18 protein-coding genes are annotated in these 25,621 nt (G+C 70.6%); 9 read left to right on the top strand and 9 right to left on the bottom strand.

The annotated features are described in order from the left end of the window. Positions 1 to 327: 327 nt before the first annotated feature. Positions 328 to 2,484 (bottom strand): 1,4-alpha-glucan branching protein GlgB, encoded by a 2,157-nt coding sequence (gene glgB / locus D7147_RS23220; protein ID WP_120681161.1) that lies wholly within the window; start codon positions 2,482 to 2,484, stop codon positions 328 to 330. Beyond that, positions 2,472 to 4,568 (bottom strand): alpha-1,4-glucan--maltose-1-phosphate maltosyltransferase, encoded by a 2,097-nt coding sequence (locus D7147_RS23225; protein WP_120681163.1) that lies wholly within the window; start codon positions 4,566 to 4,568, stop codon positions 2,472 to 2,474. Before D7147_RS23225 ends, glgB begins: the two co-directional genes overlap by 13 nt. Positions 4,569 to 4,672: 104 nt before the next feature. Here D7147_RS23225 and D7147_RS23230 point away from each other — a divergent pair, with 104 nt between their 5' ends. Further along, positions 4,673 to 5,617 carry an inositol-3-phosphate synthase gene (locus D7147_RS23230; protein WP_120681165.1) on the top strand — a complete coding sequence of 315 codons (945 nt, stop codon included), beginning with the start codon at positions 4,673 to 4,675 and terminating at the stop codon, positions 5,615 to 5,617. Positions 5,618 to 5,622: 5 nt separating this feature from the next. Here the strand turns inward: D7147_RS23230 and glgA are convergent, their stop codons facing one another. Continuing rightward, a complete protein-coding gene (glgA, locus tag D7147_RS23235; protein WP_120681167.1) occupies positions 5,623 to 6,843 on the bottom strand; it encodes a glycogen synthase in 1,221 nt (406 codons plus the stop codon). A 70-nt stretch (positions 6,844 to 6,913) separates the two neighbouring features. Between glgA and glgC the strand changes: the two genes are divergently transcribed. Together glgC and pgm are read left to right on the top strand one after the other, a co-directional pair. Further along, positions 6,914 to 8,146 (top strand): glucose-1-phosphate adenylyltransferase, encoded by a 1,233-nt coding sequence (gene glgC / locus D7147_RS23240; RefSeq protein ID WP_120681169.1) that lies wholly within the window; start codon positions 6,914 to 6,916, stop codon positions 8,144 to 8,146. Positions 8,147 to 8,223: 77 nt separating this feature from the next. Then, positions 8,224 to 9,867 carry a phosphoglucomutase (alpha-D-glucose-1,6-bisphosphate-dependent) gene (gene pgm / locus D7147_RS23245; RefSeq protein ID WP_120681171.1) on the top strand — a complete coding sequence of 548 codons (1,644 nt, stop codon included), beginning with the start codon at positions 8,224 to 8,226 and terminating at the stop codon, positions 9,865 to 9,867. Positions 9,868 to 9,910: 43 nt separating this feature from the next. Here pgm and D7147_RS23250 read toward each other — a convergent pair whose 3' ends face one another. Beyond that, positions 9,911 to 10,834 (bottom strand): NAD(+)/NADH kinase, encoded by a 924-nt coding sequence (locus D7147_RS23250; RefSeq protein ID WP_120681174.1) that lies wholly within the window; start codon positions 10,832 to 10,834, stop codon positions 9,911 to 9,913. Between the two features lie 145 nt (positions 10,835 to 10,979). Here D7147_RS23250 and D7147_RS23255 point away from each other — a divergent pair, with 145 nt between their 5' ends. Next, positions 10,980 to 12,290, top strand: coding sequence for a phenylacetate--CoA ligase family protein (locus D7147_RS23255; protein WP_120681176.1), 1,311 nt, complete (start codon positions 10,980 to 10,982; stop codon positions 12,288 to 12,290). Positions 12,291 to 12,438: 148 nt separating this feature from the next. Here D7147_RS23255 and D7147_RS23260 read toward each other — a convergent pair whose 3' ends face one another. Then, complete coding sequence (locus D7147_RS23260; RefSeq protein ID WP_147437435.1) at positions 12,439 to 13,773, bottom strand: hypothetical protein; 1,335 nt, start codon at positions 13,771 to 13,773, stop codon at positions 12,439 to 12,441. 58 nt (positions 13,774 to 13,831) lie between these two features. Continuing rightward, a complete protein-coding gene (locus tag D7147_RS23265; protein WP_147434574.1) occupies positions 13,832 to 15,109 on the bottom strand; it encodes a glycosyltransferase family 4 protein in 1,278 nt (425 codons plus the stop codon). Positions 15,110 to 15,370: 261 nt separating this feature from the next. On the opposite strand from D7147_RS23265, the gene D7147_RS23270 reads away from it, so the two are divergent. Continuing rightward, positions 15,371 to 16,714: a hypothetical protein gene (locus D7147_RS23270; protein WP_147434573.1), complete on the top strand. Its 1,344-nt coding sequence runs from the start codon at positions 15,371 to 15,373 to the stop codon at positions 16,712 to 16,714. Here the strand turns inward: D7147_RS23270 and D7147_RS23275 are convergent. Continuing rightward, a complete protein-coding gene (locus D7147_RS23275) occupies positions 16,614 to 18,185 on the bottom strand; it encodes an O-antigen ligase family protein (RefSeq protein ID WP_120681184.1) in 1,572 nt (523 codons plus the stop codon). The genes D7147_RS23270 and D7147_RS23275 overlap by 101 nt on opposite strands. A gap of 326 nt (positions 18,186 to 18,511) precedes the next feature. Between D7147_RS23275 and D7147_RS23280 the strand changes: the two genes are divergently transcribed. The 4 genes from D7147_RS23280 to wecB are packed head-to-tail and all read left to right on the top strand — an operon-like array spanning position 18,512 to position 23,029. Then, positions 18,512 to 19,552: a polysaccharide biosynthesis protein gene (locus D7147_RS23280; RefSeq protein WP_120681186.1), complete on the top strand. Its 1,041-nt coding sequence runs from the start codon at positions 18,512 to 18,514 to the stop codon at positions 19,550 to 19,552. Further along, on the top strand, positions 19,546 to 20,673 hold the full coding sequence (locus D7147_RS23285) for a polysaccharide biosynthesis C-terminal domain-containing protein (protein WP_120681188.1): 1,128 nt from the start codon (positions 19,546 to 19,548) through the stop codon (positions 20,671 to 20,673). The genes D7147_RS23280 and D7147_RS23285 overlap by 7 nt, the downstream gene beginning before the upstream one ends. Further along, a complete protein-coding gene (locus D7147_RS23290; protein WP_120681190.1) occupies positions 20,670 to 21,908 on the top strand; it encodes a glycosyltransferase family 4 protein in 1,239 nt (412 codons plus the stop codon). The genes D7147_RS23285 and D7147_RS23290 overlap by 4 nt, the downstream gene beginning before the upstream one ends. Continuing rightward, positions 21,905 to 23,029, top strand: a complete 1,125-nt coding sequence (wecB, locus tag D7147_RS23295; protein WP_120681192.1) for a non-hydrolyzing UDP-N-acetylglucosamine 2-epimerase — start codon at positions 21,905 to 21,907, stop codon at positions 23,027 to 23,029. The genes D7147_RS23290 and wecB overlap by 4 nt, the downstream gene beginning before the upstream one ends. A 74-nt stretch (positions 23,030 to 23,103) precedes the next feature. On the opposite strand, the gene D7147_RS23300 is transcribed toward wecB, so the two are convergent. Both D7147_RS23300 and D7147_RS23305 read right to left on the bottom strand, forming a co-directional pair. Further along, entirely contained in the window at positions 23,104 to 24,780 is a 1,677-nt protein-coding gene (locus D7147_RS23300) for a hypothetical protein (RefSeq protein ID WP_120681194.1), read from the bottom strand. Further along, positions 24,765 to 25,529 carry an ABC transporter ATP-binding protein gene (locus D7147_RS23305; RefSeq protein WP_120681196.1) on the bottom strand — a complete coding sequence of 255 codons (765 nt, stop codon included), beginning with the start codon at positions 25,527 to 25,529 and terminating at the stop codon, positions 24,765 to 24,767. Before D7147_RS23305 ends, D7147_RS23300 begins: the two co-directional genes overlap by 16 nt. Positions 25,530 to 25,621 lie beyond the last annotated feature (92 nt).

A 25,621-nucleotide genomic window follows, 5' to 3' on the forward strand; every position in this document is an offset into this window, starting at 1 on the left:
CATTAGCGTGGGTCACGAGGACCTCCTGGGTGGTGCGGAACCTTCGACAAGCTCCACCTCACCCGGAGGTCCTCACCCATTTCAAGATCTAAGTCCTGTCACCAACGTCCGTGGACAGAACACCTAGACGGCAGAGCGGCCGGGCTGGAGGCGGGCCATGACCTGGGGGACGTCAACAGTCCCTCCGGCGTCCCCTCGGAGACCGTCCCACGCCGCCGACGTATCGCCGCGCACAGTGCGTTAAGGCCGAGCAGGGCGGCACCATCCGCATGGAAACACTGCACACGCTTGCCGCGCGCTAAGGGTGACCACGCCACGCTAATGGCCTCAGATGTACCGGAGCCCGTCGGACAGCCGGCGAGGAGCCGATTGCCGGGAACTGTCACCAGGGCAGAGCCAGAGGACGCCGAGCGGCGGTACCTGGAGCGCCGCGGAGGCCGGTAGGCCGTGCCACGGCACGTCCTCGGCGTGCACCTCGCCCAGGTTCCCCACCCCGGAGCCGCCGTACGGCTGGGCGTCGGTGTTGAGCACCTCCCGCCAGGTGCCGGCGGCGGGCAGGCCGATCCGGTAGTCGGGCAGCGGCTGTGCGGAGAAGTTGGCCACGCAGACCAGCGTCTGCCCGTCCGGGGCGATCCGGATGAACGAGACGGTGTTGTTGGCGACGTCGTCCCCGGCGATCCAGCGGAACCCGGCCGGGTCGGTGTCCTGCGCCCAGAGTGCCGGGGTCTCCCGGTAGCGGCGGTTCAGGTCGGCGACGAGGCGCTGCACGCCGGCCCGTGCCGGGTCGTGCAGCAGGTACCAGTCGAGGCCGCGCTCCTCACTCCACTCCCGGTCGTCGCCCAGCTCGCAGCCCATGAAGAGCAACTGCTTGCCCGGGTGCGCCCACATGTACGCCAGCAGGGCCCGCACGTTCGCCAGCTTCTGCCAGGTGTCGCCGGGCATCTTGCCGACCAGCGAGCCCTTGCCGTGCACCACCTCGTCGTGGCTGATCGGCAGCACGTAGTTCTCGCTCCAGGCGTATGCCAGGGAGAAGGTCAGCTGGTGGTGGTGGTGCTGGCGGTAGATCGGGTCCTTCGAGGTGTAGAGCAGGGTGTCGTGCATCCAGCCCATGTTCCACTTGAACCCGAAGCCGAGCCCGCCGTCGGAGGTGGGTCGGGTCACCCCCGGCCAGGCCGTCGACTCCTCGGCGACCATCAGCGCACCCGGGTGGTGCTTGTAGACGGTCGCGTTGACCTCCTGGAGGAAGACGATCGCCTCCAGGTGCTCCCGGCCGCCGTACTGGTTGGGGGCCCACTGCCCCTCGGGGCGGGAGTAGTCCAGGTAGAGCATCGAGGCGACCGCGTCGACCCGCAGCCCGTCGACGTGGAACTCGTCGAGCCAGTAGAGCGCGTTGGCCACCAGGAAGTTGCGCACCTCGCGGCGGCCGAAGTCGAAGACGTACGTGCCCCAGTCGGGGTGCTCGCCGCGGCGCGGGTCGGGGTGCTCGTAGAGCGGGGTGCCGTCGAAACGCGCGAGGGCCCACTCGTCGCGGGGGAAGTGCGCCGGCACCCAGTCGAGGATCACGCCGATCCCGGCGGCGTGCAGCCGGTCCACGAGGTGGCGGAACTCGTCGGGGTCGCCGAAGCGGGACGTCGGGGCGTAGTAGCCGGTGACCTGGTAACCCCAGGAGCCGCCGAACGGGTGCTCCATCACCGGCAGGAACTCCACGTGGGTGAAGCCCAGCCCGGTGACGTACTCGGTCAGCTCGTCGGCCAGCTCCCGGTAGCCGAGGCCGGGCCGCCACGAACCGAGGTGCACCTCGTAGACGCTCATCGGCTCCTGGTGCGGCTGCGCCTTCGCGCGCCGGTCGAGCCAGGCCGCGTCGCCCCACTCGTACCTCGAGCGGTGCACCACCGACGCGGTGGCCGGCGGCACCTCCGCGTACGCCGCGAGCGGATCGGCCTTGTCCCGCCAGTGCCCGTCGGCGCCCAGCACCCGGTACTTGTAGCGGGCCCCGACCCGCACCCCCGGCACGAAGATCTCCCAGACGCCGCTGGAGCCGAGCGAGCGCATCGGCCAGCCGTCGTCGGGCGCCCAGCCGGTGAACTCGCCGACCACCCGCACGCCGCGCGCGTTCGGCGCCCACACGGCGAAGGCGACCCCCTCGTCGAAGACTCGCGCGCCGAGCGCCTCCCAGAGCCGCTCGTGCCGCCCCTCGCCGATCAGGTGCAGGTCCAGCTCGCCGAGGGTCGGCGGATAGCGGTACGGGTCGTCGTGCGGCGCCCCGTCGGCCTCGATGCGGTAGTCGAGCGTGGTGCCCGGCACGACGGCCTCGAAGACCCCGGCGTCGTGGACCCGCTTCATCGGGTGGCGCTCGCCGTCGACCAGCACGGCGACGTCGGTCGCCCCCCGGCGCAGGGTACGGATCGTGGTGTGGCCGTCGGCCGGATGCGCGCCGAGCACCGAGTGCGGGTCGTGGAAGTGGCCGGCGATCAGCTGGTCCATCGGAGCTCGTCCTTCTGGGCAGGGGTGGTCGGGGCGGTGCCGCCGGAGAGGTCCTCGGGAACGGACTCGGTGGTGAGCTGCGCCGGGGCGGTGGAGACGTCGGCCGGCGTCTCGGGCGGGGCCGGGCGGCGCACGGTGAGCACGTGCGCGGGCTGCAGGTACGGGTCGAGGCGCACCGCGTTGCGCTGCCCCCACTCGTAGCTGGCGCCGGTCAGCTCGTCGTGCACGGTGAACCGTTCGTGCCAGTCCAGACCGAGCGCCGGCATGTCGAGCGTGGTGTTGCCCCACTGCACCCCGGTGGAGTCGAACGAGCAGACCACGATCACCGTGTCGCCGGTGTCGGCGTCCCGTTTGGACCAGCAGAGCAGCGCCGGATTGTCGATGTCGTGGAAGCGCAGGTTGCGGAGCCGGCGCAGCGCCGGGTGCTCCCGCCGGACCCGGTTGAGGGTGGCGACGAACGGGGCCAGCGAGCGGCCCTGCTCCTGCGCGCCGGCCCAGTCGCGGGGGCGCAGCTCGTACTTCTCGTTGTCCAGGTACTCCTCGGCGCCGGGGCGGGCCACGTGCTCGAAGAGCTCGAAGCCCGCGTACATGCCCCAGGAGGGGGAGAGCAGCGCGGCCAGCACCGCCCGGATCTTGAACATCGGCGGGCCGCCGTGCTGCAACGACTCGTGCAGGATGTCCGGGGTGTTCGGCCAGAAGTTCGGCCGCATGTAGTCGGCCGCCGCGACCAGCTCCTCGCAGTACTCCCGCATCTCGGCGGCCGTCGTGCGCCAGGTGAAGTAGGTGTACGACTGCGTGAAGCCGATCCTCCCGAGGCCGTGCATGATCGCCGGTCGGGTGAACGCCTCGGCGAGGAAGAGCACGTCCGGCTCGACAGTCTTGACCTCGGCGATCAGCCAGTGCCAGAAGTCGAACGGCTTCGTGTGCGGATTGTCCACGCGGAAGATCCGGATGCCCTCGCCGACCCAGTGCAGCACCACCCGCAGGATCTCCGCCCGGATCCCCTCCGAGTCGTTGTCGAAGTTCAGCGGGTAGATGTCCTGGTACTTCTTCGGCGGGTTCTCCGCGTACGCGATCGTGCCGTCGGCCCGCGCGGTGAACCACTCCGGGTGCTCGGTGACCCACGGGTGGTCCGGCGCGCACTGCAACGCCAGGTCCATCGCCACCTCCAGGCCCTGCTCGGCGGCGGCCGCCACGAACTCCCGGAAGTCCTCCGCCGTACCCAGGTCGGGGTGGATCGCTTCGTGGCCGCCCTCCGCGGCGCCGATGGCCCACGGCGAGCCGACGTCGTCCGGCCCGGCGGTGAGCGAGTTGTTGGGGCCCTTGCGGTTGACCCGCCCGATCGGGTGGATCGGCGGCAGGTAGAGCACGTCGAAGCCCATCGCCGCCACCCCGGGCAGCCGCCCGACCGCCGTGGCGAAGGTGCCGGAGCGGGCCGGCGCGTCGACGGTGGCCGCGACGGCGCCCTCCGAGCGGGGGAAGAACTCGTACCAGGCGGAGAAGAGCGCCCGCTCCCGATCCACCCAGATCCGGTGCTCGTCGCCGACGGTGACCAGTTCCCGCACCGGGTGGGCCCAGAGCAGGTCGGCCAGCTCCAGCGCCGGCGCGACCCGCTGCGACAGCTCCCGGTCAACCTCGCGCAGCGCGGCGGCGGCCCGGGTGACCCGCTGCCGCTGCGCCGCCGGCACCCCCGACGTGGCGGCGTCCAGCAGCTGCGCGCCCTCGGCCAGGTCGTTGGCGAGCTCCGCCGGCCCCTGCCCGGCGGCGAGCTTCTTCGTCACCGCGTTCTGCCAGGTGAGGTACGGGTCGGCGAACGCCTCGACGTGGAACGTCCAGTCGCCGACCGCGTCGGGCCGGATGGTGGCGTGCCACCGATCCTGCCCCGGCTCGCCGGGGCGCATCCGGGTGAACGGCCGGGTCGCGCCGTCCGGGCCGCGCCACACCACGTTGCAGCCGAGCGCGTCGTGCCCCTCGCGGTAGGCCCGGGCCGTCACCGGCACCAGCTCGTCGACGACGGCCTTCGCCGGGTAGCGACCGCACGAGACGACGGGGGAGACGTCTTCGATCGGGAACCGTCCAGTCACCCCGCCAACCTACTGTGCGAGTTCCGCTCGTGCGCGGCAAGCACGTCGGTCCGGCCACCACCGAGCATGGATCTTCCCGGCCCGAGTTCAGTAGCCTCGCCTTCATGATCGAACGGGTGAGGCTCGCGGTTGTGGGTGTCGGAAACAACACGTCGGCGTTGGTGCAGGGGATCGCTCTGCACCGCCAGACCGGCAGCCTGGTGGGTGTTCGCAGGCCGGTGATCGACGGGCTCGGCGTGGATGACATCGACTTCGTCGCGGCCTTCGCCACCTCCGAGGAGAAGATCGGCAGGGACCTGACCGAGGCGATCTTCATGCCGCCGAACAATTTCCCTTCGCTCGACTGCGACCTCCCCAGGGCGGGCGTTCCCGTCACCAAGGGTCTTGTCGACGCGACCGAGATCGATCGGGTGGCGGCGCAGCTGGCCGGGGCAGAGGTGCTGCTCTACTCGGCGCCGAGTGGCCGGCCGGAGACGGCCCGGGCGTACGCCGAAGCCGCGTACCGAGCGGGTGTCGCCTTCATCAACACCACCGCCGACCCGATCGCCCGCGACACAGAGTGGCTGAACAGGTTCGCGGCGGCCGGTCTGCCGCTGCTCGGCGACGACCTGGCCAGCCAGTTCGGCACGTCGGTGGTGCACAACACCCTGCTACGCCTGCTGGCGGAGCGGGGCCTCACGCTGGTCAGCTCGTATCAGGTCAACCTCGGGGGCACCGAGGACTTTCGTAACCTGGTCGAGAACCCCGATTCCAAGAAGCAGTCCAAGCTCAACGCGTTGTCGGCGTCCGGCAAGGTCGAGATGGCCCCGCTGGGGTACCTGCCGCACCTGAAATCGCAGAAGGTGGCGCACCTCAACCTCGAGGCGCAGGGTTGGGGCGGAACAGCGGTCAGCCTCGACGTGAAACTCACGGTGCATGATCCGAGCGGCGCCGCCGGAGTCAACATCGACCTCGTCCGGATCGCGGCCAGCGCGCTCCGAAACGGGCACGGCGGCAATCCCGCCGAGGCGACGCCGCTGCTCAAGTCCCCGCCCGGAACGGCGAGCTGAGCGGATCAGCCCGCCGCGCCCACCGACCGGTAGACCTCCAGCGTCCGCGCCGCGATGGCGTCCCAGGAGAAGTGCTCGACGGCCCGGCGCCGACCGGCCAGCCCGAACGCCGCCACCCGCTGCGGGTCGCCCAGCAGCTCGTTCATCCGCGCGGCGAAGTCGGCGACGAAGCGCTGCGGATCCAGCGGTCGCCCGGAGCCGTCGGCGGCCTGCTCGATGGGGACCAGCAGACCCGTCTCCCCGGCGGCCACCACCTCCGGGATGCCACCGGTCGCGGTAGCCACCACCGCCGTCTCGCACGCCATCGCCTCCAGGTTCACGATGCCCATCGGCTCGTAGATCGACGGGCAGGCGAAGAGCGTGGCGTGCGTGAGGACCTGGATAACCTCGTGCTTCGGCAGCATCTCGGCCACCCAGATCACCCCGGACCGGTTCGCCCGCAGCTCCGCGACGAGCCCCTCCACCTCGGCCGCGATCTCCGCCGTGTCCGGCGCGCCGGCCAGCAGCACCAGCTGGGTGTCGGCCGGCAACTCCCGGGCGGCGCGCAGCAGGTACGGCAGTCCCTTCTGCCGGGTGATCCGGCCGACGTAGACCACGCTGGGCAGCGCCGGGTCGATGCCGAGCCGGTCCAGCACGTCCGTGCCCGGATCCGGCGCGTACTGCGCGGTGTCGATGCCGTTGTAGACCACCCGCACCCGGTCCGGGTCGACCTCCGGGTAGGCGGTGAGCACGTCCCGCCGCATCCCCTCGCTGACCGCGATGACCGCGTCGGCGGCGAGCACCGCCGTGCGCTCGCACCACGAGGAGAGCGCGTAGCCGCCGCCGAGCTGCTCGGCCTTCCACGGGCGCAGCGGCTCCAGGCTGTGCGCGGTGACCACGTGCGGCACCCCGTGCAGCAGCTTGGCGGTGTGACCCGCCAGGTTCGCGTACCAGGTGTGGCTGTGCACCACGTCGGTGCCGGCGCAGCCCGCGGCCATCTCCAGGTCCACGCCCATCGTGCGCAGCGCGGCGTTCGCCCCGGTCAGCCCCGGCGGCTCGGCGTACGCGGTGACGCCCGGCTCGGTGCGCGGCAGGCCGAAGCAGTGCACCCGTACGTCGGCGAGGTGGCGCAGCTCGCGGGCCAGGTACTCGACGTGCACGCCCGCGCCGCCGTACACCTCCGGCGGGTACTCGCGGGTGAGCAGATCGACGCGCAGCTCGCCGGCTGCGGGGGTGGAGTCGGGCATTCCCGCACCCTAGTGCAGAAGTCCGACCGTACGAGTGGTGAGATCGCACGCGGCTGGTTAGCGTCTGACCATGGCTGCCAAGGTGCTCGCGATCGTCCTGGCCGGCGGAGAGGGCAAGCGCCTCATGCCGTTGACCGCGGACCGGGCCAAGCCGGGCGTCCCGTTCGGCGGGATGTACCGCATGGTCGACTTCGTCCTCTCCAACCTCGCCAACGCCGGCTACCTCAAGATCGTGGTGCTGACCCAGTACAAGTCGCACTCCCTGGACCGGCACATCACCAAGACCTGGCGCATGTCGACGCTGCTCGGCAACTACGTCACCCCCGTACCGGCCCAGCAGCGCCGCGGCCCGTGGTGGTTCGCCGGCTCGGCGGACGCCATCTACCAGAGCTTCAACCTGATCAACGACGAGCAGCCCGACTACGTGATCGTCTTCGGCGCCGACCACATCTACCGGATGGACCCCCGGCAGATGGTGGAGGACCACATCGCCTCCGGCGCGGCCGTCACGGTCGCCGGGATCCGGCAACCGCTCTCGACGGCCGACCAGTTCGGCGTCATCGAGGTCGGCGAGGACGGCCGGCGCATCCGCGCGTTCCGCGAGAAGCCCACCGACGCGGTCGGCCTGCCCGACGCCCCCGACCAGATCTACGCCTCGATGGGCAACTACGTCTTCACCACCAAGGCGCTCTGCGAGGCGGTGGAGCGCGACGCGGAGGACAACACCAGCAAGCACGACATGGGCGGCAACATCATCCCGATGCTGGTCGAGCGGGGCGAGGCGAACGTCTACGACTTCAAGGACAACGAGGTGCCGGGGAGCACCGACCGCGACCGCGGCTACTGGCGGGACGTCGGAACGCTCGACTCGTTCTACGACGCGCACATGGATCTGATCAACGTGCACCCGGTCTTCAACCTCTACAACTTCGACTGGCCGATCTACACCGAGCAGCCCCCGTACCCGCCGGCCAAGTTCGTCCACCAGTGGGGAGAGCGGGTCGGCCGGGCGGTCGGGTCGCTCGTCTCGCCCGGCGCGGTGATCTCCGGCTCGCTCGTCGAGAACTCCGTCGTCTCCCCGAAGGTGCGGGTCCACTCGTGGGCGCACGTCGACGGCGCGGTGCTCATGGAGGGCGTGGAGATCGGCCGACACGCCGTGGTCCGCCGCGCCATCCTCGACAAGAACGTCTTCGTGCCCGAGGGCGCCGAGATCGGCGTCGACCTGGAGAAGGACCGGCAACGCTATGTTGTCTCCGACAACGGGATCGTGGTGATCGGCAAGGGCCAGCGCGTCGAGCCGTGACGGCGGTCGCCGTACGCATGAAAAAGGGCGCCGCCGGGAAGAGAACGGCGTCCGCCCCGTCCGAGGAGGTTGCCGCAATGGCCCACCCCCGTGCCGGTCAACCGGCCCAGCCCGCCGACCTGGTCGACGTGCCCCGGCTGGTGACCGCCTACTACGCCGAGCACCCGGACCCGGGTGACCCGGCGCAGCGGGTCTCCTTCGGCACCTCCGGCCACCGGGGGTCGAGCCTGCGCCGCGCCTTCAACTCCGACCACATCGTCGCCGTCACCCAGGCGCTCTGCGACTACCGGCGGCAGCAGGGCGTCGACGGCCCGCTCTTCCTGGGCCGGGACACCCACGCCCTCTCCACCCCCGCCGCCGTCGACGCGCTGGAGGTGCTCGCCGCCAACGACGTCACCGTGCTGCTCGACAGCCGGGACGGCTACACGCCGACCCCGGCGGTGTCGCACGCCATCCTCACCCACAACCGGGGGCGCACCGGCGGGCTCGCCGACGGCATCGTGATCACTCCGTCGCACAACCCGCCCGACGACGGCGGCTTCAAGTACAACCCGACCAACGGCGGGCCGGCCGACACCGACGTCACGAAGTGGATCCAGGACCGGGCCAACGACCTCCTCGCCGACGGGCTCGCCAGGGTCCGGCGGATCCCGTACGCCCGGGCCCGCGCCGCCGACACCACCGGGACGTACGACTTCCTCGGCCGGTACGTCGACGACCTGCCGGCGGCGATCGACGTCGACGCGATCCGCGCCGCCGGGGTGCGGATCGGTGCCGACCCGCTGGGCGGGGCGAGCGTCGCCTACTGGGGTGAGATCGCGCAGCGGCACGGCCTCGACCTCACCGTCATCAACCCGTCGGTCGACCCGACCTGGCGGTTCATGACCCTCGACGGCGACGGGAAGATCCGGATGGACTGCTCGTCGCCGAACGCGATGGCGTCGCTGATCGCCGCCCGCGCCGACTACCAGGTCTCCACCGGCAACGACGCGGACGCCGACCGGCACGGCATCGTCACCCCCGACGGCGGCCTGATGAACCCCAACCACTACCTGGCCGTGGCGATCGGCCACCTCTTCCGGACCCGGTCGCAGTGGGGTCCGGCCGCAGCCGTCGGCAAGACCCTGGTCTCCTCGTCGATGATCGACCGGGTCGCCGCCGACCTCGGCCGGCCGCTGCTGGAGGTGCCGGTCGGGTTCAAATGGTTCGTGCCCGGCCTGCTCGACGGGGCGGTCGGCTTCGGCGGCGAGGAGAGCGCGGGCGCCTCGTTCTTGCGCCGCGACGGCGGCACCTGGACCACCGACAAGGACGGCATCCTGCTCTGCCTGCTCGCCGCGGAGATCATCGCGACGACCGGCCGGACCCCCAGCGAGCACTGGACGGAGCTCGCCGAGCGCTTCGGCGCCCCGGCGTACGCCCGGATCGACGCCCCGGCCGGCCGGGAGGAGAAGGCCGTGCTGAGCAAGCTCTCCCCGGAGCAGGTGACCGCCACCGAGCTGGCCGGCGAGCCGATCACCGCGACCCTCACCACGGCGCCCGGCAACGGCGCTCCGATCGGCGGGCTGAAGGTCACCACCGACTCGGGCTGGTTCGCCGCCCGGCCCTCCGGCACCGAGGACGTCTACAAGATCTACGCCGAGTCGTTCCAGGGGGCGGAGCACCTGACCCGGATCCAGCAGGAGGCGAAGGACCTGGTCACCGAGGTGCTCAAGCAGGCCTGAGCCGTACGAGGACTTCTCACCTCGCTGGCCGCGGTTCCTGCGGTCAGCGGGGTATCTCGCGGCGGTCGAGCTGCTCGCGGAAGGTCTGCGGCAGCAGCTCGCGGAGCTGGTCGGGCAGCAGCGGTAGATCCATCAGGCTGAGTTTGAGCTGGTTGCGTTCCTGGTAGCGGCGAGGGTCGAGGCGGACCACCATGCCGGCCTCCCGGCGGTAGGTGATGTCGATCGCCCCCTCGGAGGTCGCCTCCCGGAAGACCCGGCCGTCCACCTCCACCGCCACCGGCCCGGAGTCGGGGGTGAGTTCGAGCCGCACCTTCTCCTCCGGGCTGAGCACGACGGAGCGGCTGATGCCGGCCATCGGGGCGGACGGGGTGACCACCACCGCCTGGGTCGCCGGGGAGACCAGCGGACCACCCGCCGCGTAGCTGTACGCGGTCGAGCCGGTCGGCGTACTCACCACGAGCGCGTCGCAGCGGTAGTAGCCGTAGCGCTGGCCGTCCACGGCGAGGGTGGCGATGACGAGCCCGGTGCCGGGCCGGCGGATCAGCGCGATGTCGTTGAACGCCACCACGTCGTCACCGCAGACGTCGCAGGCGAGGCAGCTGTGCGCCTCCACGGTGAAGTTCTTGTGGGTGAGCCGGTCCAGCGCCTCGGGCAGCTCGGGCGGCTCCACCTCCACCAGGAAGCCCAGCCGCCCCAGGTGCACGCCGAGCACCGGTTTCGGGTTGTCGACCGTCGACCGGAGCGCGCCGAGCATCGTGCCGTCCCCGCCGATGCTGATGAGCGCGCTGACCCGGTTGACCAGCTCGTCCTGGGGGAGCGCCTCCACGCTCGCGGGCACGCGGTCCCGGTCCTCCTCGCGAACGGCGAGACCCTTTCCGTGCCGGGCCGCCCAGTCGGCGACGATCGCGATGATCTCGGAGGCGTCCCGCGTCGGGTGCAGCACCAGCCCGAGCAGGGAGCGGTCCATGAGTTCCTCCCGCGGGCTGGACTAACTTCCTCGTAACCGACATTTTGTCGCATCGTTGAGGAGGTTGCTTATGAACGAGCGTGCTGGTCGAGATCATGCCAGTTCGTCAGGGTGATCGACGGCAGATCCAGGAGGGCGATCGAACGTGCATGCGCCGGTTGGGCGTGGGATTCTGTTCGCGGAGCGCTGCCGGCGCCTTGAGCGGAAAATCGCCCTTTACAACGAGCCGAGGTCCCGGGCCGAGATCGAGCGGATCCAGGTCGAACGGTTCAACCGGATCTGGGCGTACTGCCTGACCCGGGTGCCGTTCTATCGGTCCTGGCGCAGCGAGCACGGCCTGCCCACGAGCATCGGCCGACCGTCGGACCTCCGCCACTTCCCGACCCTCGACAAGGAAGTGCTCATAAGCCGATCCGCCGAGGTCTTCGCGTCCGGCTCGACGAAGCGGGCCTACAGTACCGGCGGGAGCACGGGGCAGCCCACGCGGTTCCCCCGAGGGCAGGCCGAGACGACCGACCGCTGGGTGAACAACTACCTCGGCCGGGCCTGGTGGGGGATCCGCCCTCTCGAGCCGCAGGTGCTGCTCTGGGGGCACGCCCACCTTTTCGGCAGCGGCCTGAAGGGTCGGATCGCCCAAGCCAAACGTGCGACCGCCGATGGGATCCTGAACATCAGGCGATTGAACGCATACGATCTCAGCGAACCGGCGCTCCAAGCGCACTATCGGGTGATTCGAGACCAGAACCCTGTCTCGCTGGTCGGCTACACGTCGGCCGTATTCAAGCTTGCCCGCTACATCGAACGCGAGGGCCTGGACCTGGGTGACAAGAGCCAGCTGCGCGGGGTGATCCTCAGCGCGGAGACGGCCAGTGACGCAGACCTCGCCACGATCGAGCGGGTTTTCGGAGCCACCGCACTGATCGAGTACGGAGCCGCAGAGACCGGCTTGATGGCGATGTCCCAGGGAGAGCCCCGTGCTATCCGCGTCCTGTGGGACAGCTTCGTATGCCTCGTCTCCGACGACGGTTCGCTCACCGTCACCACCCTCGACGATCGGCTGTTTCCGCTGATCAACTACGCCATCGGCGACTGCGTCGAGCCGACCGATGCCGTCGACGGCAACGCGTTCCAGTTCCGCTCGATCCTCGGTCGGCGGCAGGAGGTCGTCCAGGTGGCGTCCGCGCAGGGGATCCTCGACCTCTCTCCGATCCTGCCGGTGCACATTCTCAAGAGCTACCCGGGAATCGTCGGCGTGCAGTTCCGTCAGGAGCGACCTGACGCGCTACACATCTACGTGGAGGCCGACCACGAGCTGGATCTGGACGGCGTCAGCTCGTTCTTCGCGCGCGAGCTGCGACAGGACCATCCCGACCTTCGTGCCGACTCGTTCACGTTCCATCAGGTTGCGGACCAGGCCCGTACCCGCGCCGGCAAACACGCGCTGTTCCTGTCCTGACCCAGGCCCACCGCGTCGCTGGGCCTGGGTCAGCTAACAGCTGCCGGATCCGTCTCCGATATTGGTCCTGCTGCGGCGGGTAGTGTCGGAGACCGCCCGGTGCTCAGGCCCGCCAGCAGGCGATTCAGCCGGTGAGCGCGCGACCGCCTCACCGGCCTACGACACCCGCCGGCGGGGCCGGTCGGCGCTCCGGGTCCGGCACCGCACTGTGCCGCCTCCGATGCCGGCCGCGCCCGAGTCGACGGGACAGTGCGGTGAGTACGAGGACTCCCGCGACGAGCACCTCCGCGACGGTCGCCGCCGCCGCGGCGCCTGTCGGGCCGAGCGCCGTCGTCTGGATGAGGAGCCCGCCGCAGAGGAGCAGAGCTATCGCCAGAGCGATTCGGGTTGCGGCGCCGTAGTTGCCGTCGCCGATTCTGTTCAGCGCGATGGCACGGCTCAGGGTGGCGAAGGGCAGGGCCAGCGCCAACAGTTGCAACCAGAGCGCGGCCTCCGGAATCGGCAGGGCGAGCAGGCTGGTGGCGAGCCATGGTGCCGTCACGATGACGCCGGCGGCGATGACGACCGCGCCGGCGACGGCGATCATCTCGCTGTCCCGGTTGACCGCAACAGAGGGGCCGAGCCTGTGGCGGCGTCGGGTGCGGACCGCCATCGGCACCCGGAGCCCGCTGAACGTGACGGCGACCAGAGCCTGGTAGATGCTGGTCAGCGCCCCGAAGCAGCCCACGACCTGCGGGCTGGCGACCAGTGAGAGAGCGATCGTGCCGGCGCGCCCAGTGAACGCCTCGGCCAGGCTGTACGTGAACAGTTGCCGGCTCAACCGGAAGGCGCGGATGGCGGCCCGCAGTGACAAGCCGCTCCACATCGGACGGGCGGCGGACGGCCCTCGGCACGCGAGGACCTCCGTGCTGACCAGGTAGCTGAGGGCGCCGGCCAGCAGTGCGGTCGTCAGCGGAGCGCCGGCGATCAGCAGCAACATGGCTAGGAGGCGGGTACCCGTCACCGCGGCCGACGCCGCGACGAACCGCATCTGCCGGGCGAGGTCGCCAAAGCGCAGATCGGCGAGACTGTTCAGGACCATGACGCTGCCGGCGCTGATCAGAGCGGTCATGCCGTACCCGCGATCGACGTAGAGGGCGGCTATCACCAGCATGGCGGTGATCATGGAAGGCACCGCGAAGAGCAGCCGCTGACTGTGTGCCGCCCGACGTTCGTCGTCGTTGCCGGACACGTACAGCAGCGAGGACCCACCCATGACAAGGTTCGCCACCCAGGTCAGCGCGGCCGTCATGACGCTGTAGGCCGCGATCTCGCCGGTCTGGCCCTGCCGCGCTGTGTACGCGAGCATCGCGGCATTCAGGAGGCCGCTCACCAGGCTGGCCACCGATGCCACGATGGTGTTGGACCGGACTCCCGCCGGGCGGCCCTGTTCGGCTTCCGTTCGCTCGGGGACCGCCTGCTCCGGCGTCAACCGATGCTTCAATCATGATCCTTTCACGCGGCACGGCACTGACAGCCGCCCGCCCGCCGACCGGTACCGGTCAATTTGGGTCGGCGGCCAACCTGATCCGGTCGAGGATGTTCGGCCCGGCGCTCTCCGCTCGCCAGGAGTGGTAGGCCCTACCCGCCGCACGTCGCGCCTCAAGCCGTTCCGCTGGGCTGAGACCCGCGAGCCGGTCAATCTGGTGCGACAGGGTGGCTGGTGTGACGTCCGCGAGGACGGCCCCGCCACCCGCCTGGAGGACGGGGGTCCACGGCGTCTGGTCCGAACAGATGACCGGGCAGGACGCGGAGAGGCTCTCCGCGATGACGTGACCGAAGTTCTCACCACGGGTCGGGAAGACGAAGGCGTCGTAGCGCGCAAAGGTGGGCCGGACCTCGTGGGGCGCGAGTTCGCCCCGGTAGGAGAGCGTCACGGACGCCGGTAACCGTCGGGCGAGCTGCTGGCATTCAACCCAGTAGGCCGTGTCCTCCAACGGGCCGTAGATGTCGAAGACCATCTCTCGAGTGGTGTGCGAAAGGGCCTCGATCACCGCCGATAGGTTCTTGATCGGGCTGATTCGACCGATGAAGACGAGGCGCGGCGGTCCGTCGATCTGGCTGGGGGTGATCGCCTCCGGCGGAAGCGAGGCCTCGTTACGCCGCGTCTCGATGCGAGATCCGGGAAATACTTTTCTGATCAGTTGCGCCTCGTGTGGGCTGGTGGCGTGCCAGAGAACGTCGGGCCGCCTCAGAAAGGGTTGCCAGACGCGCAGGAACAAGCGCTTTTTCCGGTTCTTCACGCCGAGTGCGCTCGTCGCGAGTTCGCCGCGCGGTGCGATGAGAGTCCGCTCGACTCGGATGAGGCGTGCCCGAGCCGCGATGATCGGCAGAATGGACGACCTTGCCCAGAGGCTGTTGACGTACAGAAGGTCGAATCTGGTTGATCGGAGTGCCTTCAGCAGCCCGAACCACTGGCCTGGACGACGCGGGTCGAGGTACCAGATGTGGGTCCGGCCGCGGCGTACCCAGCGGCCTGAAAGCCCAGGATAGGGTTCGGATGATCCGAGGTCGCGATCACGGGTCACCATCGTCACTTCGATCGCCGGCGACACGACGTCAAGCAGTTGGGCGACCGATCGGATCGGTCCGCCAGCCCGGAACCCGGGCTCGAAGAAGTCGCACGTCAACAGTACGCGAAAAGGTGGTGCCGAAGTACTTCTCGCCGGCTCGTTGGCGGATTGCGGTTCATGGACGGCCACCGTAGATGTTGGATTACGAATGCTGTTCGCGGCTGCGGTGATGCTGCCGTCGCGCCGTACGCCGAGGGTGTCCGCCACGCCTGGCTAACGAACAGCGGTCGGGATGGGTGACGTCTGCGGCGGGAGTCGGAGACGATGTGGCGAAAGCCGTCCCGAAATCTATCGAAAATGGGGCGGAATGATCTGCTCGATATATGCTCCGCTCTCATGAACTCATGCACCGGGGTGCGCGCTGTGGCAGGTGGAGATCGGGGCGCAGGCCCGCGCCACGCCCGTGACCCGTTCGACAGTGCGACCGCGCCCCCCGCAACCAGCGGCTTCTGGCGCTGGTTTGCGGGGATGGCGTGGCTGGTGCTGGGCGTCGCGTGCCTGCTCCTCGAACGGAATACCCCCACTGGTTGGGGCCGGGAGGGAAGCCTCGGGATGAGCCTGTTGGCGACACTCTTCGGCGCGTGGGTCTTCTGGCGCGACGGAGGTTGCCGGATCACGGCAGTGGGGGTCTACAACCTCGCCTTCGCGCTGTTCGTCGGCTTCAGCGGCCTCTACCAGGTGGTCAAGGCGTGGGATAACGATCCCGGGATTCCACTCTTCAGCGCCATTGCCCTCTGCTACTTCACGCAGGTGACGACGTGGCTGTTGTTCTGGGGCGGCACGGTGTCACGCCGGCTGCCGTCGTACGCCGGGCAGGCGGACGGTAGAACGGCCGGCTGGGCGGTGAAGTGCGGCGCTCTCCTGCTGCTGCTCGCGGTGGCCGCGTCGATGGCCACACCGGATTCGCTGACAATGGCCAACCCGGTCGGCTTCGTCGGCGTCGTGCTCCTCGCCGTGGGGCTGCTGCGGGGCCCGGCCGGACACCGCACGATCCTTTGCGCGTTGGTCCTCCTGGTCGCCTTCTCGCTCTACTTCACCTACCTGTTCAACGGGTTCGGTCGGATCGTCGTCGGCACGTTGGCCCTCGCGCTCCTGGTGATATCGGCCCATCGGGACGAGCGGCCGCGCACGAAGCTGCTCGTTCTCGCAGGTGCGGCGCCGGTGTTGCTGTTCCTCGCCGGGCTCCGCGCCACCGATGCCCAGGGTTCACCAGTGATCGCCGATGAGGACGGCTTCGGATCCGCGGTCAGTCCGCTCCACTCGTTCGCGCAGTTGCTGCACCTGAACGGAATGGGGTTGCTGCCCCGCGGATGGGGGGAGACGTTCGCCAATACGGCAGTCAGCCTCGTCCCCCGGGCGATCTGGGAGGACAAGCCCGTCGGCTTCGGCGCGGATCTCGTCACGTTCCTCACGCCCGAGCTCGTCGGCACCGGCCACTCGGCGGCGGCGCTCTCCCACGGAGAGTGGCTGTACAACTTCGGTCTGCTCGGGCTCGTTCTGATGATCCCGGTGACCGGCCTTGCCGTCCGATTCATCGACCGGCTGCTGGTCTGGGCGTCATCCAGCCCGCTGACCACTCCGTACGCCCTGGGCGTCTATGCCGGCGCGGTCATCGCCGCCGTCGGACTGTTCGATCTCGTCTGGGTCGGCAGCTTCACCTACGTGGTCCGTGGCGGCGGGCGCCTGCTCGCACTGGCTGCGGTGATCCTGCTCATCGGTTGGCGGGTCTCCCGCGCGATGCCGGACCACCTCGTCGGCCGGGGCGTGACGCAGGTCGCCCGGCGTGCCCGGCCCCTGACGCGTGCACGGTGACCGGGTTCCGCCCCGCCCCGCGACCGCTGTTCGGCGCTGTCGCGCTCCGGACGGCCCCGACCCGTGGACCGGTCGGACGCGGCACCTCGGCACACCGTCGCCATAGGTGACGGGGCCCAGCGGGACGGACGTGCCCGGTGTGGGCGAGGGCGGCCGCCACCGCGAGCCAGAACAGGTACGGATAAGGCTGGCCGGTGCCGAACATGGCGGATTCGGTGAGCTGTACCAGCAGACCCGTGACGACGAGCCAGACGAGGCCGGACCCGACACCGTGGAGGGCGCCCCGAAACACCACCACAAGGCATACCAGCCCTAGCAGGAGGAGCACTGCCGCGCCGGCAAGCCCTAGTTCCAGGACCCACTGGAGATAGCTGTTGTGCACGGAATTCCCCTGGAAGTCGAAGAAGTCCGACTGCCGGGTGCCCTCGAAGAGCGAGGGTCCGGCCGCGTACCCGTAGCCCACGCCGGGGCGAGCTTCCCAGAAGTCGAGCGTCAGTTGCCAGGCGAAGATGCGGCCGTTGGAGACGTCGCCGCCTTCCTGGGCGGTGAACCGATCGGCGAGGCCGTTCGCCCATTCGGCGCCCCGCAGCAGACCGAAGCCGCCGACAAGTTGGAGCGCGGTCGCCGCCAGCGCGACGGCGCAGACGCAGCGCACCACCGCACCGAGCCCACTGCGGGCGAGTACCCAGAATCCGCCAATCGCTACGGCGAGCAGCGCGGTACGGGACTCCGACAACACCAGCGCAACGACGGCCGGCACGATTCCGGCTAGGGCGAGAGGTCTCTGCGATCGACGATAGAGGCTCCACCCGACGGGGATGCTCATGGCGCATAGGACGCTGAGTGTGTTCGGGTTGGCGAAGATGCCTTGGAGTCGACCGCCGTAGGTCCTCGAGTTCTCGCCGCCGAGAACGTCGTACGCCAGGCTTGCGGTGAAGCAGAGGACCAGCAGAACGTACGCGATGCCGAGATCCTTGCCGATCACTCGTGGGTCGGCCCAGCGACGGGTGATCATCGCGTGCACCAGCGCGGCGAGGAGCCCGAGCGCGATGCTCTGCTGAAGGGTCTCCATCCTGTTCACCGACCAGGCGGTGCTGCAGACGGCGAGGGCTGCGGCCGCCCAGAGACCACCGATCAACCACCGGGCGGGCCGACCGAGCGAGCGGAGACTTCGCCGGCCCTGTGTGCCGGTGACGAAGGTCCAAACGACGAGCGCCGCGACGGCTACGTAGCGGGCATGGAAGCTGAACCGGGTGAGGACCTCGACGTTGGACGCGGCGCAGAGCATCAGCACGACGGCGACGGAGTAGATGCGCTGCCACCCGTCGAGCGACCGGGCGGAGAGGGCGATGAGCGCACCGAGCGCGATGACCGCCGCGAGTGCTGGTTTCGAGCCAGCGTAGCCGGCTGCGGTGCCGACGATCACAACACCGGCCGCGAAGAGGAACGGATTTGAACGGCTGGCCGGCATGCGGTCATCCTTGCCTCGGGAGGTCGCTGACGGCGGGGTGGCTCACCTGCTCCTTCGTCCGGGCAGGCATGCGTCGCCACTTTTCTAACAACGGACCGGGAGGCGGGCCGGAGATCTGGCGATCGGCCCACCGAACGGCTGACGCGTCGGCGGCGTCATCTCGTCGCATGTTGCCTCGACCCGACCGTTCCGGGATCCGTCGGCCGTGCTGTTAATCCCGTTCTGTGCGTTTCTCCCGCTGCCTCCCGCTCGTTGCGGCAATTGTGCTCTGACCGTGGCCGTGACCAGCACGGCTACGCGAGCCGCCATCAACGAACGGAGCGTCAGTGAGCTACTCGACCACCGGACGCCGCGTGCTCATCACCGGCGGCACCGGTTCCTTCGGCCAGACCATGGTGCGTCGTCTCCTCGAACGGGGAGTCGGCGAGGTCCGGGTGTTCAGCCGGGACGAGGCCAAGCAGGACGCCATGCGCCGCGTGCTCGGCGACGACCGGGTTCGGTACCACGTCGGCGACGTGCGCGACTACGACTCGGTGCTCAAAGCCAGCCGGGGCATCGACTACGTCTTCCACGCGGCCGCCCTCAAGCAGGTGCCGTCGTGTGAGTTCTTCCCGCTGGAGGCGGTCCGGACCAACGTGCTGGGCAGCGCCAACGTCATTGAGGCGGCCGAGCGCACCGGCGTCGGCTCGGTCGTGGTGCTCAGCACCGACAAGGCCGTCCACCCGGTGAACGCGATGGGCATGAGCAAGGCGATGATGGAGAAGGTCGCCCAGGCACACGCGCGGAACAACCCGAACAGCGCCACCACCGTCTCCTGCGTCCGGTACGGCAACGTCATGTACTCGCGTGGATCCGTGATCCCGCTCTTCATCGAGCAGATCAAGGCGGGCCGGGCGCTGACGGTGACCGACCCGGGAATGACTCGCTTCCTGATGTCGCTGGCCGACTCGGTGGAGCTGGTCGAGCACGCCTTCGCGCACGCCCGGCCCGGCGACATCTTCATCCGCAAGGCCGTCGCCTGCACGATCGGCGACCTCGGCGAGGCGATCTGCCAGCTCTTCGACGTGCCAGCCAAGTTCGACACGATCGGCGTGCGGCACGGGGAGAAGTTGGACGAGACGCTGGCCAGCCGGGAGGAGCTGCTGCATGCCGAGGACTTCGACGAGTTCCTCCGGGTGCCGCTGGACGCGCGGAACCTGAACTACGCGCTCTACGTCTCGGAGGGGGAGCTCGGCGACGGGCCGACCGAGGAGTTCAACTCGTCGAACGCGCCGCAGCTCGCCGTACCCGAGATCGTCGAGCTGCTGAAGACCCTGCCCGAGGTGCGGGCTGAGCTGGCGCTGCGGGATCCGGTGCTGGCGTGCTGAGGCTGGCCGTCACCGGGGCCGGTGGTTTTCTGGGCTGGCACGTACGAGTGCTGCTGCACGCGCTGGGCTGGCCCGCGCCGACCGTGATCAGCCGGACGGACCTCGTGGACCCGGCGACGGTGGCGGCCAAGGTCGCCGGGGTCGACCGGGTGCTGCACCTGGCTGGGGTCAACCGGGGCGAGCCCGCCGACGTGGCGGCCGGCAACGTGCAGCTCGCCGCTCAGCTCGCCGAAGGACTGCGCCGCGCGGCCGTGCCGCCGGGATCGGTGGTCTTCGCCAACTCGGTGCAGGCCGGCAACGGCACCCCGTACGGCGACTCGAAGGCCACTGCGGCCGGCATCCTCGCCGACACCGGCCTCCCCCTCGACGACCTCCTCCTGCCGAACCTCTACGGCGAGCACGGCCGCCCCTACTACAACTCGGCGGTGGCGACGTTCTGCCGAGTGCTGGCCGAGGGCGGGCGGCCCGAGGTGCACGCCGATCGCGAGCTGGAGCTCGTGCACGTCACCGACGCGGCGGCCCGGCTGGCCGGAGTGCCGGCCGGCGGATCGTGGGACCCGGACCTGCCGCCGCTGCGGACCGGCGTCCGGGGCCTGGCCGACCGGCTCGAGGCGATGGCGACCACCTACCGCACCGGTGAGGTCCCGAGTCTGTCGGACCGGCACGACGTGCGGTTGTTCAACACCTACCGGTCGCACTGCTTCCCGACGCACTACCCGATTCCGCTGCCCCGACGCGCCGACGCCCGCGGCGCCCTGGTGGAGACCGTGAAGGTGCACGGCGGCGCGGGGCAGACGTTCTGCTCCACCACCCGCCCCGGTGTCACCCGCGGGGAGCACTTCCACCTCGCGAAGGTGGAGCGGTTCGTGGTGCTGCGGGGCTCGGCCGAGATCAGCCTGCGGCGCGTGGGCGACACCGAGGTGCTGCGGTTCCCGGTCAGTGGTGACGAACCGGTGCTGATCGACATGCCGACCATGTGGGTGCACAAGCTGGTGAACACCGGCCCCGACGAGCTGCTCACCCAGTTCTGGACCAACGAACTCTTCGACCCGGATCGACCGGACACCTGGCCCGAGCCGGTCGAGGAGGCACACACCGCGCCGGTGGTGGTCGGCGCGTGAGGATCGGCCTGATCAGCCAGTGGTATCCGCCCGAGGGGGTCTTCATCCCCGGCAACCTGGCTCAGCGGCTGGCCGAGCGCGGACACGAGGTGCGGGTGCTCACCACCTTCCCGAGCTACCCGTACGGGCGGGTCTTCCCCGGTTGGCGGCAACGCTGGCGGCACCGCGAGACCGACGGGGCGGTGGCGGTACGCAGGGTGCCCGCCTATCCGAGTCACGACACGTCGGCCCTGCGCAGGGGGTTGAGTCACCTCTCCTTCGGCGTCACCAGCGCGGCCGCCGGGGTGCGGTGGCTCTCCGGCGTCGACGTCACGTACGTCTATCACCCGCCGCCGACCTCGATCGCGGCGGCGGCCCTGGCGCGCGTCGTGCGCCGGACGCCGGTCGTGCTGCACGTGCAGGACCTCTGGCCCGAGTCGGTGGTGCAGTCGGGCATGACGCCCACCGGCCGGGGCGGGCGCGCGTTGGAGCGGATTCTCGGTGGGTTGATGCGCCGGACGTACCGCTCGGCGGACAGCATCGTGGCGATCTCGCCGACGATGGCCGAACGGGTGGTGGCGCGCGGTGCCGACCCGGCCAAGGTCCGGGTGGTCTGGAACTGGACCGACGACGTGCTCTTCCGCCCGGTCCCGGCCACCGACGAGGCCCGCGCGGTGCTCGGCCACCGAGGCCGCTGCACGGTGATGTTCGCCGGGAATCTCGGCCTGCTCCAAGGCCTCGAGACGGCCATCAGGGCGGCGGCCGCCGTACGGGACCGGATGGACCTGGTGCTGGTCGGCTCCGGGGCGGACGAGGACCGCGCCCGTCGGCTCGCGGCCGAGCTCGGCGCCGAGAACGTCCGCTTCGTCGGCCGGCGACCGGCCGACGAGATGGCCGACCTCTACGCGGCCGCGCAGTGGCAGCTGCTCTGCCTGCGCGACGTGCCCGCCCTGCGCGCCGCCGTCCCGTCGAAGCTGCAGGCCGCGCTCGCCTGCGGCGCCCCGGTTATCGCCTCGGTGGCCGGCGACACCGCCGCGCTGGTCCGGTCGACCGACGTCGGCCTCACCTGCCCCCCAGAGGACTGGCGGGCGCTCGCCGAACGTTTCACCGAGGCAGCCGCCCTGCCCGCGGCCGTACGCCAGGAGATGGGACGACGGGCCCGGCAGGTCTATCAGGAGCGGATGTCGCTGCGGGTGGGCGTCGACCAGTTCGAGGACATTTTGACCAAGGCGGCAGCACAGAGGGGACGGGCATGACCCGGATCATGACGGTGGTCGGCACCCGACCGGAGATCATCAGACTGTCGCGGGTGATCTCCCGGCTCGACGACACGGTCGACCACCTTTTGGTGCACACCGGACAGAACTGGGACACCACCCTCTCCGACGTCTTCTTCACCGAACTGCGGCTGCGCACGCCGGACCGGTTCCTGCGCGTCGACACGTCGTCGCTCGGCCGGGTGCTGGGCGGTGTGCTCGTCGGGGTGGAGGCCGCCATCGCCGAGTACCGGCCGGACGCGCTGCTGGTGCTCGGTGACACGAACAGCTGCATCGCCGCGCTGATGGCCCGGCGGATGCGGGTGCCGGTCTACCACATGGAGGCCGGCAACCGCTGCTTCGACCTGAACGTGCCGGAGGAGACCAATCGCCGGCTGGTCGACCACGTCGCCGACTTCAACCTTGTCTACACCGAGCACGCCCGGCGCAACCTGCTCGCCGAAGGGCTTCACCCGCGGCGAGTCCTGCACACCGGCTCACCCATGCGCGAGGTGCTGGAGCACTACCGGGCGGAGATCGCCGCCTCGACCATCCTGCGGCAGCTCGAACTCGAACCGGGCCGCTACTTCATGGTCAGCGCGCACCGCGAGGAGAACGTGGACTCGCCGGCCCGGCTGCAGCTGCTGCTGGACTGTCTCCGGGCCGTCCACGACCGCTGGGGCCACCCGGTGCTGGTCTCCACACATCCGCGTACGCGCAAGCGGCTGGAGGCGCTGGCGCCCGACGCCGACGCGCTGGAGGACATCGCCTTCCACGAGCCGTTCGGTCTGATCGACTACGTGCACCTGCAGACCCGGGCCTTCTGCACGCTCTCAGACAGCGGAACGATCAGCGAGGAGGCGGCGATCCTCGGCTTCCCCGCGGTCACCCTGCGGGAGTCGATCGAACGGCCCGAGGCGCTCGACGCCGGCGGCATCATCATGACCGGGCTCGACCCGGAAGGCGTCGTGGAGGCGGTGCAGGTCACCGTGGACCAGGTCGCCGCGCAGGGAGTGCCCTGCCCGGCCGACTACCGGATCCCCGACACGTCCCGCCGCGTCGTCGACTTCATCCTCTCCACCGTCCGCCGGCACCACGACTGGGCGGGCATCCGCCGCTGACTGCCGGTACTGCAGAGGTCGGGCAGTCGCCGTTCCCTCTGAACGGCGACTGCCCGGAAGTCTCCGGTGGACACTCAGCGGCCCGACTTGGCCTTCGCCGCGGCGGCCTTCACCGCCTCGGTCTCGGCCTGACCGGCGAACCAGTCGAGCCAGCCGGCACCGGTCCGTGGCCGGGCCAGACCCGGGTAGCGGAGCCGGGCGAAGGTCTCCGGCAGGCGGTTGGTGAGCTGGCGGACGGCGAGCGCGCCGAGCCCCCAGAACGCGACGACGGCGTTCAGCACGGCGATGGCCACCGTCGCGGCGGGGAACCAGCCGGGCAGCCACCCCGGTTCGGTCGCCAGGAAGACGGCCGCGACCACGGTGGGCGCCGCCAGCGTGCCCGCCAACCACATGGCGACCTGGATGACGAACGGGTTCTCCCCGGCGTCGGTGGCGTTGACCCGGCGATGCGGGTCGACGCCGGGGGTGACCCCCAGCACCGACATCAGGACCGCGACCCCGCTGCCGGCGCCGATCAGCGCCACCAGGCCGGCGAAGACGGGCAGCGTCAGGTGGTGACCGCCGGTCAGGACGATCATGACGCCGGAGAGCAGCAGCGCGGGCAGCCCGAAGTACGCGATCAGCCCGAGCTGGCGTCCGCGCACGTCGGCCCGGATCGCCCGGGGATGCTGTGCCACGACGAGCTGCCACAGCGCCGTACCGTCCTGGCCGTAGAGGTTGGCGCCGCTGAGCGCGACCATCAGCGCGACGCCGGCCCCGGCGAGGACGGCGATCTGCGGGACACCGGCGATAAAGCCGTAGCCCGCGAGGAACAGCCCGAACCAGATCGACGTGCGGATCTCCAGGCTCCGCCACGGGTCCCGCCACCAGGAACGCAGCTCCTTGCCGACGACGGCGCCGAGCTCGCTGCCCGGTAGCAGCCCCGGCCGGGCGAGCACCCGTGTGCCGAGCGGGGCCCGGCGTCGCCGCCTCGTGCGGTTGCCCACGTAGGGGGTGAGCAGCGCCACCGCCGCGCCGACCGCGAGTGCGGTGGCGCCGGCGAGCAACCCGAGCCAGGCCGCCGCGCCGGCGAGGTCACCGGCGCCCGCCGCCTCGACCGCGCGTACCGGCCAGCCGGCCGGGGTCCAGGAGAGCACGGTGCTCATCGCCGTGCCGGGCAGACCCTCGTCGAGCAGGCGCGGGACCGCGTTGAGGACCGGTGAGACGATCAGCCAGCCGACCATCAGGGTGGCGATGAGCAGGCCGTACTGCACGGCCGCGATCTCCACCCCGACGTGCGTGCGCATCGCCGCACCGAGCAGGGCGTAGACCGTGCGGGAGACCGCCACGCAGAGGACCAGGAAGAGCAGCGCGCCGGGGAGGGCCACCAGGGCGGCGAGCGCCGAGCCCGAACGGACCCCGTGACCGATCAGCGCGGGGGTGGCGAGTGCGGTCACCGCGCCGCCGACCCCGACGAACGCGGAGGCGAACAGGCCCACCGCCAGCCGACGCCGCGGCAACGGCAGCAGGGTGAAGTACTCGGGACGCAGCACGGCCGCCCCCGAGGCGAGCACCGGCCCCACCAGCCAGCCCACGAACCAGCCGATCAACACCAGGGTCAGTACGTCGCTGCGGGCGCCCGGCCTGGCGAGGAGCAGCGCCGCCCAGGTCGCGGCGACGGCGGCGCTCCCGAGGACGATCCCCCAGGTGCGCCGGAGGCTCGGGCTGTGCCGGCGGATCGTGAAGGTCAGGCGGATCAGCTGCCCAACCACGCCAGCTCCCCCTCCGCCGCCGCGCGCTCGCCGACCAGCTCGACGAAGACGTCCTCGAGGCGCGCGCCGGCGCGTACCTCGTCGAGGGTGCCGTCGACCAGCACCCGCCCCCCGGCGATGATCGCGACTCGGTCGCAGAGCTCCTCGACCAGACCCATCACGTGCGAGGAGATCACCACCGCCCCGCCGGCGGCGACGAAGCGGCGCAGGATGCGCCGCAGCACCCGGGCCGAGACCGGGTCGACCGCCTCGAACGGCTCGTCGAGCACCAGCGCCTTCGGGTTGTGCAGCAGCGCGGTCGCCAGGCCGATCTTCTTGCGCATGCCGGTGGAGTACTCGACGACCAGGACGCCCCGCTCCTCGGCCTCGTCCAGCTCCAGCACGCTGAGCAGCTCACGAGCCCGGTCCCGGACGGCGGCCGGCGGCATCCCGCGGAGCAGACCCCAGTAGTGCAGCAACTCGCCGCCGGTCAGCCGCTCGGGCAGGGCGAGACCGTCCGGCAGCACGCCAAGCATCGCCTTGGCGCGTACCGGTTCGGCCCAGACGTCGACGCCGTGCACGTACGCGGTGCCGAAATCGGGGCGCAGCAGCCCCACCGCCATCGCCAGCGACGTGGTCTTGCCGGCGCCGTTGGGCCCGACGAGCCCGGTGAGGGAGCCGGCCGGCACCCGCAACGTCACGGCGTCTGCGGCGAGCCGGCCGGAGAAGTCCTTGGTCAGACCGTCCAGGTGAAATGCGACTGATCCCACCGCCGCATTTTAGAGTTTCGATTCAAACGCCACGCTCGCCGAAGCGCCGCACCGGGCCGGCGTGTCGACGGTCGCCCGGGAGGCGGCGGGAC

Origin of the sequence: Micromonospora musae, from assembly GCF_003626545.1 — a bacterium.
GTDB classification, from domain to species: domain Bacteria; phylum Actinomycetota; class Actinomycetes; order Mycobacteriales; family Micromonosporaceae; genus Micromonospora; species Micromonospora musae.